At 71.0% G+C, this 15760-nt stretch carries 12 protein-coding genes; 4 read left to right on the top strand and 8 right to left on the bottom strand.

Annotated features, from left to right (window positions below):
• Position 1: 1 nt before the first annotated feature.
• The 3 genes from ACWDR0_RS06785 to ACWDR0_RS06775 form a co-directional block, all read right to left on the bottom strand.
• A complete protein-coding gene (locus tag ACWDR0_RS06785) occupies positions 2-1621 on the bottom strand; it encodes an ABC transporter substrate-binding protein (RefSeq protein WP_456350568.1) in 1620 nt (539 codons plus the stop codon).
• 220 nt (positions 1622-1841) lie between these two features.
• A complete protein-coding gene (locus ACWDR0_RS06780; RefSeq protein ID WP_456350567.1) occupies positions 1842-2885 on the bottom strand; it encodes a LacI family DNA-binding transcriptional regulator in 1044 nt (347 codons plus the stop codon).
• A 2-nt stretch (positions 2886-2887) separates the two neighbouring features.
• Entirely contained in the window at positions 2888-5830 is a 2943-nt protein-coding gene (locus ACWDR0_RS06775) for an aminotransferase (RefSeq protein ID WP_456350566.1), read from the bottom strand.
• Positions 5831-6123: 293 nt separating this feature from the next.
• On the opposite strand from ACWDR0_RS06775, the gene ACWDR0_RS06770 reads away from it, so the two are divergent.
• Together ACWDR0_RS06770 and ACWDR0_RS06765 are read left to right on the top strand one after the other, a co-directional pair.
• Positions 6124-7245: a serine hydrolase domain-containing protein gene (locus tag ACWDR0_RS06770; RefSeq protein WP_456350565.1), complete on the top strand. Its 1122-nt coding sequence runs from the start codon at positions 6124-6126 to the stop codon at positions 7243-7245.
• Positions 7246-7410: 165 nt separating this feature from the next.
• Positions 7411-8187 (top strand): MerR family transcriptional regulator, encoded by a 777-nt coding sequence (locus ACWDR0_RS06765; RefSeq protein WP_456350564.1) that lies wholly within the window; start codon positions 7411-7413, stop codon positions 8185-8187.
• A 174-nt stretch (positions 8188-8361) separates the two neighbouring features.
• Here the strand turns inward: ACWDR0_RS06765 and ACWDR0_RS06760 are convergent, their stop codons facing one another.
• Positions 8362-9480: a fatty acid desaturase family protein gene (locus ACWDR0_RS06760; protein WP_456350563.1), complete on the bottom strand. Its 1119-nt coding sequence runs from the start codon at positions 9478-9480 to the stop codon at positions 8362-8364.
• A 7-nt stretch (positions 9481-9487) separates the two neighbouring features.
• The gene (locus tag ACWDR0_RS06755; RefSeq protein WP_456350562.1) at positions 9488-10543 is read right to left on the bottom strand and encodes a ferredoxin reductase; all 1056 of its coding nucleotides are present in this window, start codon (positions 10541-10543) and stop codon (positions 9488-9490) included.
• An 87-nt stretch (positions 10544-10630) separates the two neighbouring features.
• On the opposite strand from ACWDR0_RS06755, the gene ACWDR0_RS06750 reads away from it, so the two are divergent.
• Positions 10631-11800 (top strand): PucR family transcriptional regulator, encoded by a 1170-nt coding sequence (locus tag ACWDR0_RS06750; protein ID WP_456350561.1) that lies wholly within the window; start codon positions 10631-10633, stop codon positions 11798-11800.
• 75 nt (positions 11801-11875) lie between these two features.
• Complete coding sequence (locus ACWDR0_RS06745; protein ID WP_456350560.1) at positions 11876-12349, top strand: hypothetical protein; 474 nt, start codon at positions 11876-11878, stop codon at positions 12347-12349.
• A 155-nt stretch (positions 12350-12504) separates the two neighbouring features.
• Here ACWDR0_RS06745 and ACWDR0_RS06740 read toward each other — a convergent pair whose 3' ends face one another.
• The 3 genes from ACWDR0_RS06740 to ACWDR0_RS06730 all read right to left on the bottom strand — a co-directional run bounded on the left by ACWDR0_RS06740 (position 12505) and on the right by ACWDR0_RS06730 (position 15755).
• On the bottom strand, positions 12505-13602 hold the full coding sequence (locus ACWDR0_RS06740) for an endonuclease/exonuclease/phosphatase family protein (protein ID WP_456350559.1): 1098 nt from the start codon (positions 13600-13602) through the stop codon (positions 12505-12507).
• Between the two features lie 289 nt (positions 13603-13891).
• Entirely contained in the window at positions 13892-14803 is a 912-nt protein-coding gene (locus tag ACWDR0_RS06735) for a glycoside hydrolase family 19 protein (protein ID WP_456350558.1), read from the bottom strand.
• Between the two features lie 241 nt (positions 14804-15044).
• Positions 15045-15755, bottom strand: a complete 711-nt coding sequence (locus tag ACWDR0_RS06730) for a response regulator transcription factor (RefSeq protein WP_456350557.1) — start codon at positions 15753-15755, stop codon at positions 15045-15047.
• Positions 15756-15760: the final 5 nt, after the last annotated feature.

Genomic DNA, 15760 nt, shown 5'->3' with positions numbered 1-15760 from the left:
ACTACTTGGCGCCGGGGACGGTGAACTCGGTGATGTTCCGCAGCAGGTTGCCGTACCCCTCACGGGCGTGCAGGGTGGGGCTGACCTTGTCGGTGCGGTAGCCGATCACACCGGGGCGGGAGACCAGCGGCAGCATCTCGGCATTGGTGTCCACCCGCTCGCAGACCGCGCGCAGGGCCGCCGTGCGGGCGTCGCCGGGAGGCTGTTCGGACGCGGTGTCGATGAGGGCGTTCAGTTTGGTGTCGTTCTTCAGGAAGACACCGGAGAATCCGGCGACGGAGGGATTCCACCAGCGGGAGACCATGGTGGCGTCCGCATAGCCGGCGAACCAGCCCAGGGCGAGGTCGAAGTCGGGCTTCGCGCCGAAGACCTTCTCGCCGAAGGTGGCGTCGTCGAACTTCTCGATCTTCACCTCGACCCCGGCCGCCGCGTACTGCTGCTGGACGACCTGGGCGATCTGGGCGAGTGCGGGCTCGGAGGTGTAGACCGCGATCCGGAGGGTGGTCCCGTCGGCCCCCGCGGCCTTGACCGCCGCCTTCGCGTTCGCCGGTCCCGCCTTCGCTCCCGGCAGCCGGGCCGGGTCGCAGCCGCCGGGCAGCACGGCCGGGGCGACCCCGGTCGGCCGGGACTGGCCGCCGAGGGCGTTCTCGGCGATCTTCCCGCGGTCGAGGGCGCTGCCCAGCGCGAATCTGACCTTCTGGTCGGCGAGCGGTGACTTCGGATTCTGCGAGTTCTGGATCAGATAGTAGAAGTCGCTGTACTGCTGGTTGACCGCTTTCGCATTCGGGGTGCCGGTCAACTGGTCCATGGAGTCGACGTTGTTGAAGAACGCCATTCCGGCACTGCCGCCGCGTACGGCCGCGAGCCGGGTGGATTCCTGCGGGACGATCTCGATCCGGAGCTCTGATATTCGGAGCTTGTCCGCGAAGCGGTACTTCGGATTGGGTGCGAACCTCCAGTACCGGTCCTGCTTGTGCTCGCGGACGGTGAAGGGTCCGGTGCCGAGCATTTCCTTCCCGATGTCGAGCGAGCCGTTTTCGATCTCCTTCATCGGGAGTACGGCGGCGGGGGTGTTCGACAGTGCGGAGAGGAAGGCGCCGTACGGCTTCCGCAGTTCGACCGTGACCTCGGTGGGCCCGGTGGCCCTGACCTCCTTCACCGGGCCGAGCTGGGCGGCGTAGGGGGCCTTGGACGCGGTCAGTCGCTTGAGGCTGCCCACGACATCGGCGGTGGAGACGGCGCGCCCGTTGGAGAAGGTGGCGCCCGCCCGGAGGGTGAAGACGTACGTCGTCGGGGTGGGCTGGGTCCATGCCTCGGCGAGCAGCGGCTTGATCCCGAAGTCGGGGCCGACGGTGACCAGCGGTTCGTAGACGAGGGAGCCGAGCGACCAGGAGCGGGCGCTGCCGGCGAGCTGTGGGTCGAGGCCGCCCGCTTCCACGGAGTCGTAGTCGACCTGGACGGTGAGGGGGCCGCGGCCCTTGGCGGGGCCGTCGGCGACCGCGAGATATCCGGGGCGCTTCGCGGTATCGGCCGGACCGTCGGCGGCGGGGCCGGCGGTACATGCGGTGAGGGCCGTCGAAAGGACGGCGGAGGCGGCTATGACGGAGGAGGTTCTTCGCACGGATCTTCCCCTTGCCGAATGCAGCCGGATCGTTCCGGCATGTCCGAAAGTTTGTGTCCGGAACAGGGTGGTGTCAATGCTCGGGACACCGGAAAATCAACTCTTCGGCAGGGCTTTTGAAGGGGCTGGGAAATGAGCAAGGGTCTTTCGCGGGCCGCCCTTTCGGCGGTCCGCGAAAGACCCTTTCAATAAGGCCCGGGCAGCGGTGACTGCCTGCCCGTCAGTTCTGTGACAGTCCGGTGGACGGCCGGATGTTGAGCTCTATGGGTACCGAGCGAATGGTTCCCTCCGGTGCGGTCCCGGCGAGGATTTCGCAGAGCAGCCGGGCGCACTCGGCCCCTACCGAGCGGGGGTGCAGTTCGATGGAGGTGATCGGCGGATCGGCCAGCCGCATGGCGGAGCTGTCCACACAGGAGGCCAGCAGCAGGTCCTCGCCCACGGTGTGCCCGGCGGCACGCAGCTCCGGCAGGATCGCCGCGGCCGCCCCGTCGGCGGCGCACACCACGGCGTCCACGTCCCGGCCGCGGGCGAGCATGCGCCGCACCTCCGCCTGGAGGACCTCGGGGGCGGAGCCGAAGGGGGCCCGGTGGGTGAGGTCGGGTGCCGCCCGTTCCGCGCACCATTCGCTGTAGGTCGCGCGCAGGGTGGTGGCCCACTCGCCCGTGTTGTCCGAGGCGAGGAAGGCGACCCGCCGTGCTCCCCGGTCGCCGAGATGGTCGAGCAGCTCCCTGAGGTGGGTGCGGTGGTCGGAGACCACGACCCCGGTGGACTCCTTGTTCCCGACATAGCGCTCGGCCGTCACGACCGGCAGTCCGCAGCTCATCAGCCGGTCGACCACCGGGTCACCGGCCATCGGATCGCAGAGCACCAGACCGTCGACCTGGGGGGCGCCCGGGCCGTGCCGCAGATGGCCCGCCGAAATCAGGGTGACATTGAGACTGGCCCGGGTGGCCGCCTCGATCACGCCGAACACGAAGGACATGTAGTACTCGGCGCTGGTCAGGAACTCCGGGATGTGCAGCCCGATCGTCTCCGTCACGGAGGTGCGCAGCGACCGGGCGCTGCGGTTGGGCGAATACCCCAGCCGCCGGGCGGCGTCGGACACCGCTTTCCTGGTGGCCTCGGAGACCCGCCCGTGGCCGCGCAGGGCGTCGGAGGCGGTGGTCCGGGAGACGGCCGCCAGCCGGGCCACGTCCGCGATGGTGGGAGCGGCGCCGTCTCTGCTCTCGTGGGCGTCCGGCGCCGTCCGGGAACCGTGCCGCATGGTCACCATCCGTGGGTCAGGGTGTCGTCCAGGGCCGCGACGAACCGGTCGGCGCTCTCGCGGGTCAGGCAGAGCGGAGGTTTGATCTTGAGTACGCACTGGCGGTCCGAGGTCGGCTGGACGATCACGCCCAGTCCGAGCAGACGTTCGCAGATCGCCGCCGTCTCCGCCGCCGCGGGTTCCAGGGTCGCACGGTCGCGGACGAACTCGACCCCCAGGTAGAGCCCGCTGCCGTGCACGGCACCGATCAGCGGGTGCCGCTCGGCCAGTTCCAGCAGCCGGGCGCGGAGATGGTCCCCCACGGTGCGGGCGTTCTCCTGGAGCTTCTCGTCCCGGAGCGCGTCCAGCACGGTCAGTCCGACGACCGAGCTGACCGGGCTGCCCCCGGCGGAGGAGAAGAAGTACCCCTGGCTGCGGTAGGCGGCCGCGATCTCGCGGGTGGTGATCACCGCGCCCAGCGGGTGTCCGTTGCCCATGGCCTTGGCGACCGTGACGATGTCCGGGACGACCCCCTGCTGCTCGAACCCCCAGAACCAGTGGCCGAGCCTGCCGTAGCCGACCTGTACCTCGTCGGCGATACAGAGCCCGCCCGCGGCGCGGACCGCCGCGTAGACCTGCTCCAGATAGCCGTCGGGCAGGGGCATGCCTCCCGCGTTGCCGTAGTACGGCTCGCAGATGAAAGTCCCCGGCGGGCGGCCGGAGGCGGTCAGCTCCTCGATGCGGGCCACCGCTTCCGGTCCGTAGCGCACGGCGTCGGCGCCCCGGTGGATTCCCCGGTAGGCATTGGGCGCGGGCAGGGCGTGGACCCAGCCGGGGCGGGAGCCGACCGCCCCGGGGTTGTCGGCGACCGAGGTGGAGACGGCATCACCGGCGTAGGTCCAGCCGTGGTACGCCTCGCCGATCGCGACGGTGTCCTGCCGCCCCGTCGCCGCCCACGCGAGCCGCAGCCCCAGGTCGACGGCCTCCGAGCCGCTGTTGACCAGGAAGACCTGGTCGAGTCCGGCGGGCAGCAGCCCGGCGAGGCGTTCCGAGAGCTCCACCACCGCGGCGTAGTGGAAGCGGGAGTTGGTGTTGAGCCGCTGCCACTGCCGGTGCACGGCCCCGCTCAGCCCCGGGTGCCCGTGGCCGAGGACGGTCACATTGTTGAGCATGTCCAGATAGCAGCGGCCCTCGGTGTCGACGAGGTGTTCGCGCCAGCCGCGCTCGATTCGGGGCGGTGCCGCGTAGTAGTGCTCCTGCACGGCCGCGAAGGCCCGGTCGCGGCGCCGCAGCAGAGCGGCGGGCGATCCGGCGGCGTCACCGGCCTCCGCCGGGGCGCCGGACACACCGAGGACGATCTCCGTCGGGTCCGGACAGACGGCGAGCCAGCCGGTGTCCGTGCCGGGCGGGGCGAAGCGGGGCGGTGCGTCACCGGTGAGGGTGGTGAGCTGGATGTACGCGCCCGGGGCGCCGCCCCGGGGGCCGAGCGTCCCGATCGGGTCCCCGGCGGCGACGGCGGTCCCGGCTCCGGCGGAGTCCGGGTCCAGGCCGTCGACCCTGAGCTGCCAGGCGCCCGCGTCGAGGGTCAGGCCGTGCGGTCCCCGGCGCACCAGGGTGCCGGGCCAGGGCGCGGCCAGGGTGACGGGGGCGGCCGTACGCAGCTCCACACCCAGGGCCAGGGTGGCCGCCGCGGGGTCGCCGGGGCGGGACCGGGTGAGCCGGTGTTCGCCGTGCCGGGTGAGGACGGCACCGGCACCCGCGGCGAACGCCCGTGCCGCCGTGGCCTCCTCGGCGTCCGGGGCGAGCCAGCCACCGCCGTGCAGTCCGTCGCCGAGGACCGAGAGATCGGGGAAGACGACGGAACCGGGGGCGGCCGGAACCATCGGATGGGCGGGGGCGGGCGGACCGGCCGGGGACGGGTGCCCGGTGGCGGCGCGGATCTCGGCGGCCATCACCTCGGCGGGCACGGACAGGGCCGTCTCCAGCATCGACCACTCGCGTTCGAGTGCGGCGGCGGCATAGGCGTTGCCGGGGTTCTGGAGCGCGTCGACCCTTCCGCCGGCCACCAGTACGGCGCAGCGCAGCACGATCAGCGGCCAGAGGGCGTCCGCCTCGTCCGCCGAGAGGGGCCGTACGGCGTGGAACGCTCGTACGGCGGGGAGGACTTCGGCGGGCCCGCAGCCGTGATGGTGGAGGACCGAGGCACAGGTGACGGCGAGTTCGGCGGCGGTCCAGCCGGGTCCGAGATCGCCGAAATCGATCACCCCGGCCGGCTGCGGCCGTCCGTCCGGGCCCGTATCGCAGACGATGTTGTTGTCGGTGACATCGCCGTGGACGGTCTGCACGGGAAGCCGGCCGGCATACGGGGCGAGCCGGGCCGCGGCGGCACGGGCGGCGCCGAGCACCCGCTCGGCGACCGTGCGGTCCGGCAGCCGCGGCGCGAGGGCCTCCACGACGGCGAGGCCGTTGCGCAGATCCCACAGGCGCGGGCCGTCCGGCTCCTGGGTGTCGAATCCGGCGAGCCCGGCGGCGACTTTCCCGGAGAGCGCGCCCAGCCGGGCGACGACCGAGGGGGCGAGATGGCGGCTGTCCATGATGGGTTCGCCCGGGACATGGTCGAGCAGCCGGACACTCAGCTCCACACCGCCGACGGTGACCCGCTGGACGAACGCTCCGTCCCTGCCGGGCCGGTGCCGGGGCAGCCGCAGTTCCGGCGCGGCGGCGGCGAGCGTCTCGACGGCCTTCGCCTGGTGGTTGAGCAGGGCGACGGGGGTCGCGGGGTTGGCGATCTTCAGCACGTGGTCCCCGCCGTCCGGGGTCCGCACCCGGTGGTTGAGGTCCTGCTGGCTGCCGAGATCCCGGAGGGTGCCGCGCACACCGAACCGCTCCTCCAGTACGGCTGCCAGGGTGTCCTCGCCGACGGCGGCCATCGGCGGTATCAGCCAGTCTGTGGACGGGATGGCCATAGCACTCCGATCAGTGGCGTCCCCAGGGCCCGCCCGGTCGGCGGGCGGTGGTGCCGCATCGATGCCGGATCGATCCGGCACGGTGTGAGGGCGAAGATATTGACGGCCGGGGGACGTGTCAACGGATCGCGCGGAACTGCCTGCCGGGAGTGACCCGGCCGGCCCGGCTGGTGGCGTCGTTGCGGAACACCGCGTGTGACCTGGAACACCATTGAGGTTGACCTTGGGTCAGGGTGGAGGCTCGTCGCAACGGCCCGACGCCGACGCGGGCGCAGCAGATGTGAAGGAGCAACATGTCCAGCACCCTTCCGGGTCAGCAGCAGGATCGCCCGGACCTGCAGAAGGCGATCGAGGAGATCGTCGAGTCCGGTCTTCTCGGGGTGCAGCTGCGGGTGAACGACGAGCAAGGGGAGTGGGTCGGCAGCGCCGGGGCGCGCGAGCTCGGCCGGAGCGCCGAGCCCCTGACCGACGGGCACTTCCGCATCGGCAGCAGCACCAAGAACTTCATCGCGACCGCGGTGCTCATGCTGGTGGCCGAGGGCAGGATCGGCCTGGACACCCCGGCCGCCGACTACCTGCCCGGGTTCGGGCTGGACCGGCGGATCACGGTGCGGATGCTGCTGCAGCACACCAGCGGGATCTTCAGCCACACCGGCGAGCTCTACGAGGACGGGTCGATCGTGCTCGGGGTCCCCTGGAGGGGCAAGGAATGGGTGGACAAGCGGTTCCACACCTACCTGCCCGAGGAACTGGTGCGGCTGTCGCTGTCCAAGCCGGCGCGGTTCGAGCCCGGCTCGGGCTGGAGCTACTCCAACACCAACTACGTGCTGGCCCGGCTGGTGATCGAGAGCGCCACCGGCCGGTCGTTCGCCCGGGAGTTGCAGCGGCTGATCCTGCGGCCGCTGGGGATGACCGGCACCGTGGCGCCGGGCGCCTCGCCGGAGGTCCCCGAGCCTTACAACCACGGCTACTACCGCTACGAGGACGCCGGACAGGAGAAGACTGTCGACATCACCCGCCACAACCCCACCTGGGTGGCGGCCGGCGGTGACATGATCTCGACCACCAAGGACCTGCACACCTACCTCTCCGCACTGATGGGCGGCAGGCTGCTGCCGGCCGGACTACTGGCCGGGATGCGGACCCCGGAGGAGACCATCGGCTACGGCCTGGGGGTGTTCGCCCAGGACCTGGGCCCGGGCCGCGGCATCGTCTACCACCACAACGGCGCCACCATCGGCTCTGCGGCGCTGATGTACAGCTCGTCCGACGGGAGCACCACCCTGACTGCCGGGCTGAGCTACGTGGACGACGCCGACATGTCCGTGGCGGCGGCGTTCCAGACCGCCCAGCAGCGGCTCGTCAGCGAGGTGTTCGGCGCGGGGCAGGCCGATCCGACACCGCTGGCGGGCTGAACTCCCGGGGCCCGTACGCTTCGAGGGCCGACCCTTCCGGTCGTGCGTCAGACGGAACGCGAACCGGGGTCGCGCCGGGCCGGCCGGACTCGGCGCGGCCCCTCCACCAGTTCGGTCACGCTGTGCATGGTGGCCGAGCCCGAGCACGAGGCAGGCTGAGCGGGGATGATGAGCGGGGTCACGATCGGGCAGGCGGCGGCGTTCGTCGGTGTCACGGTGAAGACGGTGCGGCACTACCACCAGCACGGGCTGGTCAACGAGCCGCGGCGCGACGCCTCCGGCTACCGACGGTACGGATCGGAGGAACTGCTGCGGCTGGTGCAGGTCCGGACGCTGGCCGCCGCCGGGGTGCCGCTGGCCGAGATCGGGCCCATGCTCGACGCGGACGCCGGCCAGTTCGCCAGTGCCCTCGCCAACGTCGCGCAGCAGCTCACCGAACGGATCGCGGACCTGTCCGCGCGCCTCGACATGCTGCACCAGCTCGCCGAAGGCGACCGGGCCCTGCTGCCCGAGCGCGCCTGCGCAGTCCTGGACCGGATGCATGGCCTCGGTTTCGGCCCCGACTACGTGGCCGCCCAGCGCGAGGCCCTGGTGCTGGCCAGGGTACTGGTGCCGGAGGGCTTCGACGGCTTCCTGGCCCAGCTCGAACACCGGCTGGAGGACCCCGAGTACATCGACCTGGCCAGGCGCGGCCAGGAGGCCGAGACCTGGGAACCGGACGACCCGAGGATCGAAGAACTCGCGACCGCCATGGCCGACCACTACCTCGCAAACCCCGCGCTGCTGGGAAGCCCCACCAGCCGGCGGGCCTGGAGCAAGGCCACCACCCAGTACCGGCTCATCAACAACCACCGCGGCGATCAGGCCCCGGTGTCAGCCCGCCTGACCGCGCTTACCGAGGCAAGGCTGCGTGCCGCAGGCGTACCCATCCCACGCCAATGACGGGGGCCTGGCGACAAGTCGGTGCCGCCGGTGCGGATCTGCGGCGCCCTCTGCTCCGCCACCGCGGCGAGCGGCCGGCCGACGCCCGCTCCCCGCTCGCGGTACTCCGCCGGCCGGCCGGTCTCTTCGCCGGCTTCCCGGCCACCCGGTCACCCGGCCGCGCCGGTCCGGGGCTCAGCCCGCGACGAGCTCCTGCTTGCGGCCGGGCGTCCTGCCCCGGGGCTTCCTGTTCGGCAGGGAGAGCCGGAAGACCTTGCGCCAGGCGGAGAACACCTGCTTGGGCAGCGGACCGGTGACGTACTCCAGTTCGTACTTCTCGAAGAGCGCGCGCACCTTCACCGCGACCTCGGCGTACCGGTTGCTCGGCAGGTCGGGGAAGAGGTGGTGTTCGATCTGGTGCGACAGATTGCCGGTCATGAAATGCATGGCCTTGCTGCCGCTGATGTTCGCCGAGCCCATCATCTGGCGCAGGTACCACTGGCCGCGTGTCTCGTTCTTGATCGACCGGCGCTCGAAGACCTGCACACCCTCGGGGAAGTGCCCGCACATGATCACCGAGTGGGTCCAGAGGTTGCGGACCAGGTTGGCGGTGAAGGTGGCGGCGAGCGTGGTGAGGAACGACGGGCCCGACAGCAGCGGGTGGATCACGTAGTCCTTCAGCACCTGCCTGCGGATCTTGCGGCCCACGGCCCTGGCCCGCGCGCGGAACTCCGGGTTCTTGCGCCGGTTCTTGCGCAGGTTCCTGCCGAGCTCCAGGTCGTACGCCGCGATGCCGTACTCGAAGAAGCAGGCGTTGACGAAGTTCCACAGCGGCTGGCCGAGGTGGAACGGGTGCCACCGCTGGTCCTCGTCGACGCGCATGATGCCGTAGCCGAGGTCGTTGTCCTTGCCGATCACATTGGTGTACGTGTGGTGCAGCTCGTTGTGCGAGTGCTTCCACTGGTCGGCCGGTGAGACGTGGTCCCACTCCCAGGTGGTCGAGTGGATCTTCGGATCCCGCATCCAGTCCCACTGCCCGTGCAGGACGTTGTGGCCGATCTCCATGTTTTCCATGATCTTCGCCACGGACAGACCGGCGGTGCCTATCAGCCACGCGGGCGGGAAGAACGAGAACAGCAGCACACCTCGGCTGGCCAGCTCCAGCTTGCGCTGCACCGAGATGACCTTGCGGATGTACGCGGCGTCCCGCTCGCCACGGCTCGCGATCACCTCGTCGCGGATCGCGTCCAGCTCGCGGCCGAGCTCCTCGATCTGCTCCGCGGTCAGATGGGCGGTGGGGTCGATGGCGGTCAAGGTGTTCCTACCGTTCGATGTCGCAGGGGCCCGCCGCGGCGGACACACAGGTCTGGATGAGGACGCCCGGCTCGGCCTCGGTGATCTCGCCGGTGCGCAGATCGCGGACGGCACCCGCCCTGAGCGGCGTGACGCAGCCGAAGCAGATGCCCATACGGCACCCGGAGGGCATGAGCACGCCGGCTTCCTCACCGACGTCCAGCAACGGCGTGGCGCCGTCCGCTTCGACGGTCCTGCCGCTGGTGCTGAACGTGACCTCGCCACCGTCGCCGGTGGCGACGATGCCCGGGCGGAAACGTTCGGTGTGCAGGCGGTCCGGTACGCCGTGCTCGGCCCAGTGCTTCTCGGCGGCGTCGAGCAGCCCGGTGGGCCCGCAGGCCCAGGTCTCGCGCTCGGCCCAGTCGGGCACGAGTTCGCCGAGACGCGCGATATCGAGCTTGCCCTCGGTGTCGGTGTGCACCTCGGTGAGGTGCAGCTTCCGGTCCGCGGCCATTTTGTGCAGGTCGCTGCGGAAGATCACGTCCTGCGGCCGCGGCGCGCAGTGGACCATGACGACATCGTCGAACTCGGTGTCCCGCAGCATGCCCATCGCGGGCGTGATGCCGCTGCCGGCGGTCAGATAGAGCACCTTGGCGGGCCTGGTCTCCGGCAGTACGAAGTCACCGGTCGCCTGGTCGAGCTGGATCAGCGTGCCCGGCTTCGCCCTGCGGACCAGGTGGTTGCTGACCTTGCCGTCCGGGATCGCCTTCACGGTGATCGTGACCCGGCCGTCCGTACGGTTCGCCGGCGAGGTGAGGGAGTAGGCACGCCACAGGCGCACCCCGTCGACGTCGACCCCGATCCGTACGTACTGACCGGCGGTGTGGCCCCGCCAGCCCCGTCCCGGCCTGATCACCACGGTCGCGGCGTCATCCGTCTCGGGGTGCACGGCCTCGATGCGCCCCCGCAGGGCAGCACTCGCACGCAGCGGGCTGACCAGGTCGAGGTAGTCCGACGGCAGCAGCGGCGTCGTGACCATCTCCAGCAGTTTCCACGCCCTACTGCGGAGGGCTGCACTCGTCATGGCTCCAGCTTGATGCGCCCCAGGGCGTAAAGTCTTATTCGCAGGACGTGAATCTGGTCGATCGAATTGTTCGCAGGGAACAAAAACATGGAGCATGTGATCCGGAGGGCCACCGAGCCGGCCCTGGATGAGACGACGGTCACTGCGCTGCGGGCCGCGCTGAAGAGCACCGCCGACGAGGTCGTCCAGGCGATCATCGACGAGGTCCCTCCGTACGCCAACGCGCTTTCGGGCCGCATGGGCGGCACCATCCGCCGGGCCGTCCGCACCGCCCTGGGGCACTATCTGGACCTCGCGAGCGGCAAGGCCACGGGCGGCGACGCCGGTGACGCGGCCTACGAGCTGGGCCGCGGCGAGGTGCGCGACGGCCGTTCGATGGACGCCCTGCTCAGCGCCTACCGGGTCGGTGCCCGGGTGGCCTGGCGCTGTCTGGCGGCGGGAGCCGTACCGGCCGGTCTGCCCGCCGCCGAAGTCGCCAGATTCGCCGAGCTGACCTTCGCCTATATCGACGAGCTCTCCGCCGCGAGCGCCGCGGGCCACGCCGACGAACTGGCCGCCCGGGGCCGGGCCCACGAGCTCCATCTGGAACACCTGGCCCGCGATCTCCTCGCCGGTGCGAGCCCGGACGTACTGCTGGCCTCCGCCCGGCGGGCCGGTTGGCAGCCGCCGGTCTCGCTGACCGCGGTCCTGCTGCCCGCCGCCCAGGCCAGACCCGCCGTCCGGACGCTGGACCCGGGCACCCTCGTTCTCGACGATCTGCCGGACGCGACCGGTGTGCTGCTCGTCCCCGACGCCGACCGGTCCCGTCTGCTGAGACAGCTGACCGGCCGCACCGCCGTCGCCGGTCCGGCTCGGCCATGGATCCTGGCGTCCGCCTCGTATGCCCGGGCCGTACGCGCGCGCTCCCTCTCCGCCGGTATCCGCGATACCGAGGACCATCTGCCCGAGCTGGTGCTGAGCGCCGACAAGGAGGCGTTCGCGGACCTGCGTGCCCGGGCTCTCGCACCGCTGCGGACCCTGCCGGTCGCGACGTCACGGCGGCTGGAGGAGACGCTGCGGGCGTGGTTGCTGCACCAGGGCCGGCGGGACGAGGTGGCTGCCGCGCTGTTCGTCCATCCCCAGACGGTCCGGTACCGGATGTCGCAGCTCCGGGAGCTGTTCCCGGATCTCGCATCGCCGCACCGGGTCCTCGAACTGACGCTGGCGGTCGGTGTCCGGGCCCCTGACGTGCCGGAGGACGACCGGCCGCAACCGTGAACCCGCCCGGCGCCGGTACGGCCCCTAGGTACCCGTACTCATGACCGGCCGCCGGCCCGGTGATCATATGGGCGCATGCGAAGGAACATGAAGAACACCCTGGTCGCCGCGGTTCTGATCGTCGCGGCGCCGCTCGGACTGTGGGGTCTGCTGGCGCAGCGGACCATCCCCGGATATCCGGAGTCCGAGCGCACCCTCTCCACCGCGCCGGACTGGGCTCTGGGAGGCTGGGCCACCGGGCTCGGCGTCGTGGCGGTACTGGTGGCCGGGGTCTGTGCCCTCTCTCTGGTGCGGGCCGGCCGGAGCGGTCTCTTCGACCCGCGCCGCTGGACCGTCGTGCTGCCGCTGGCGGCGGCCGGTCTGGTGGTCGCGATGGGCCACCGGGTGTTCACCGCCGGTACGGCCGACGCCAATATCGGTGCCGGGCTCGCGGTCTTCTTCGGCACCCCGGTGGTGGCCGTGCTGCTGTTGCTGGCCGGGATGCAGGAGATGCGCCTCCGGGACGAGCGGAAGCGCGGAGCCGGGCGGGGAGTTCCCGCGGGCGCCTGAGCACCCGGCGCCGTACGGGGGAGTCCTGGAGTACGTGCCCGGGCCCGGGCGGTCCCGGCCCCTCGGCCGGCGGAGCCCGGCGGCATCCCGTACCCCGCCGCCCGGCCGCGGCGGGCCGGACGGCGAGGCGGGCCGGGGTGCCGCCGGGCCTCCGGTCAGCGGGTGGTCACCCGGAAGGTGCTGAGCACGGCCTTGTGGTCGGTCGGCCAGGTCCAGGTGGGTACCAGGAACCGGTCCCGGCCCCGTTCCTCCACCCGTTCGTTGCGCACGATGCTGCTGGAGGGCCCGACGACCACGCTGTCGAGCAGCCGGATCCGCCGGTCCGGGTGGTAGAAGACGAAGTCGATACGGTCCCGCTCGTCGGCCTTCGGCGCCCAGGTGAGCTGGCCGGTGTCGGCGCCCGGGTTGTCGCTCGGCCAGGTGAAGCCCGGGGTGCGGACGGGGTCCGGGTACAGGGCACGGTAGGTGTCGCGGAATCCGGCCTCCTCGATGGCCTTCGTCGTCGACCAGGCCACCACGGCGCCGTTGTGGTCGAACAGGTTCCGGGTCCGGTGGTTCCAGTCCCGGTGCGAGGGCTCGTTGAAGTCGCCGCCCAGCAGCGTCAGCCGGCCCTTGGCCCGCTCCTTCGCGGCGTCCGCGAGGACCGTCCGCGTCACCTTGGTACGCCCCGACGCGGCGTTGAGCCGGTTGATCAGGTCGACATCGGTGATCGGGCCGGTCGGGATCTCGCCCCAGCCGTACTCGGACGTCTCCAGGGGCGACGGGGTGCCGCCGCCGTAGCCGCGCGGCAGGTAGTTGACGTAGTAGCGGTACTCCAGATGCCCGGAGTAGGCCGCGATCTCGGTGCCGTCGACCGAGACGACCGCCTTCGACCAGGACGGGAAGGACGCGTGCTCGATGATCGGGTAGCGCGAGATCACCGCGGGGTCGACCGGGTTCCGGTTGTCGAAGTAGGTGAGCCCGCGCGCGGCGAGATCGGCCAGCAGGCTGGCCACCCGCTCCGGGTTGGACTCGCTGAGCATCACCACGTCCGGCTTGACCGCGGCGATGGTGTCGGCGATGCCCGCCCGGCCGCCCGGCACCCGGCTGCCGCCGAGCCAGATGTTGAACTGCATGACCTTGAGCGTCCGGCGCGAGGGGCGGCCGTGCTTCCGCCCGCCGTGCGGGGCGGCCTCGGCCGTGCCTGCCGCCAGTACTCCCGCTCCGACGGTCGCGCCGACCATTCCGAGCAGTTCGCGACGCCTGACCATCATTGACCTCCGGTTGGTGCCTGAGTCCCGGCCCGGTCACGGTTCGAAGCGGGCCGGGACACAGCGTGGAGGTCTTGTGTGTATTGGGCATGAACCCGGACGCAACGCCGGATGTTGAATGGTCAATGGTGCTGATGCCCCTCTGCCCGGGCGTCCCGGGCGTCCGGACAGCGGTACGGGCCGGGGAGAGCGCTCTCCCCGGCCCGTACGCCTTGATCATGGTGTTACCGGTTCACCGCCAGGATTCGGGGCAATGCGGCGTTGCCCCGTGGCGGCCCGTCGTTCTCCCGGGTCAGCAGGAGAGGTTGGCGCCGGTCGGCACACCCAGGATCGTGGTGAAGTTCTTGTAGCGGTTGATGCGGCTCTGGACCTGGGCGGGGTGGCCGCCGTCGCATTCGAGCGCACCGTTGATGGCACGGATGGTCTGGCCGAACCCGGCGCCGCTGATCATGGCGTCATGGGCGGTCACCGGGCCGGGGCCGTCCTGGGTGTTCCAGTACCAGAGCGCCGTCATCATGGCGACGGCCGGGTCCGTCTCGACCAGGTCGGGGTTGTTGAGCAGGTCGATGCCCAGCCAGTCGCCCACGGTCTTGTAGTTGAAGTTCCAGCTCAGCATGATCGGGCCGCGGCCGTAGTACTTGGCCTGGCCGGCGGGACAGCCGTAGGGCTGGTCGCGGTCGCAGTAGAGCGGGTAGTTCCGCTCGTCGATCTCCTTGATGTAGAAGAGCCCGCCGGTCTCGTGACTGATGTTGGCCAGGAAGGCCGCGGCCTCCTGCTTGCGCATCGTGTCGGTGCCGGTGTGGGAGAACGCCGGGAACGCCTTCATGGCGTCGGTCAGACCCTTGTAGGTGTAGAAGGGGTTCCGGCGCGGGAACATCTGGTTGAACTGCGCCTCGCTCACCACGAAGCTGTTCGGGTCGGGGTTGCCGCCCGTTCCGCAGGTGTACGGGTCCCAGTAGTACGTGCTGACCACCGGGTTGTACCCGGGGTTGGCCCGCTCGGCGATGTAGATGCTGCCGTCGTTGTACTTGACGATGTCGCCCACGCGGTAGTTCTGCCCGGCGGCCCAGGCGGGGGCGACGGCACACTCGTCCGCCGGGGCGGCGGAGGCGGCGGCCGTGGCGGTCGGCACCAGGGCCGTCGCCAGCAGCGAGCCCGCCGCGACCACGGCGGCCATCAGGGACTTCATTCGGGTTCTGAGCACGGTCGGATGACCTTTCGTGCGCCATGGACATGCCTGGTCACCCCGATGGAACACCGGGGCAACCAGACACGCCGTGTTGGGGGGTGGTTACGCATACCCAAGCGCCCCGAGTGGGGCGCGGTCAAGGTATAGACCAATGCGTTTTTTGAAACAACTGCCTTTATTTCCGCCCTGGTTGACGTGTACGCGAGGGGTCGCGGAGTGAGGGGAACGTCGCCCGGCAAGATCCGAAAGGGGCGGTCTAGTCGGGGAGCTGATGCCGTACGAGACCGGTCCGCAGGGCCACCGCCACGGCGGTGGTGCGGTTGCGGCAGTTGAGCTTGGCGAAGATATGAGCGACATGGCGTTTGACACCGTGCTCGGAAATGCCCATGTCCCGGGCGATCTGACGGTTGCTCATCCCGGCCGCCATACCGTTGAGCGTCTCGGCTTCCCGTGCCGTCAGGGAGGGGGCGACCGCCGCCGACTCCGGTGAGGTGCCCGCGAGACGGAGTAGCTGGCGTACGGCCCGGCGGGAGACGGCGACCATCTCATCGGCCCGGTGGGCCAGAGCCTCGGCCACCGCCGGGCCCCGTAAGTCCTCGGCGCGTACCACCGCGTCCACGGGAAAGCCCAGCAGATCGTCGAATCGTTCCCGGGTCTGACCGGTCAGCACCATGACCACATGGGTGTCCGGGCGGGTCAGCAGGCCCACCAGAGGAGCCACGTCCTGATGGTCGGTCTCCGAGGAGACCACCAGGGTCAGGGGGGCGCCGACCCCGCCGACCGGGATGCTCGCCGAGGTGGCGACCGAGGTGACGGGAGCGGAGGGGCTGGACTCCTCCAGAGCGCGCCGGATGAGGGTGCGTGAGACCGGATCCGGATCGATGAGCAGGATATGGCCGCCGGTACGGCCCTTCGGCAGCGGCTTGTGCTGCCGGGTGGTGCTGCGGCCCCCCGTGGCCGCCGTCATTTACA

This window comes from Streptomyces sp. NPDC003691, from assembly GCF_053981115.1.
This window is presented reverse-complemented; position numbering and strand designations above follow the sequence as displayed.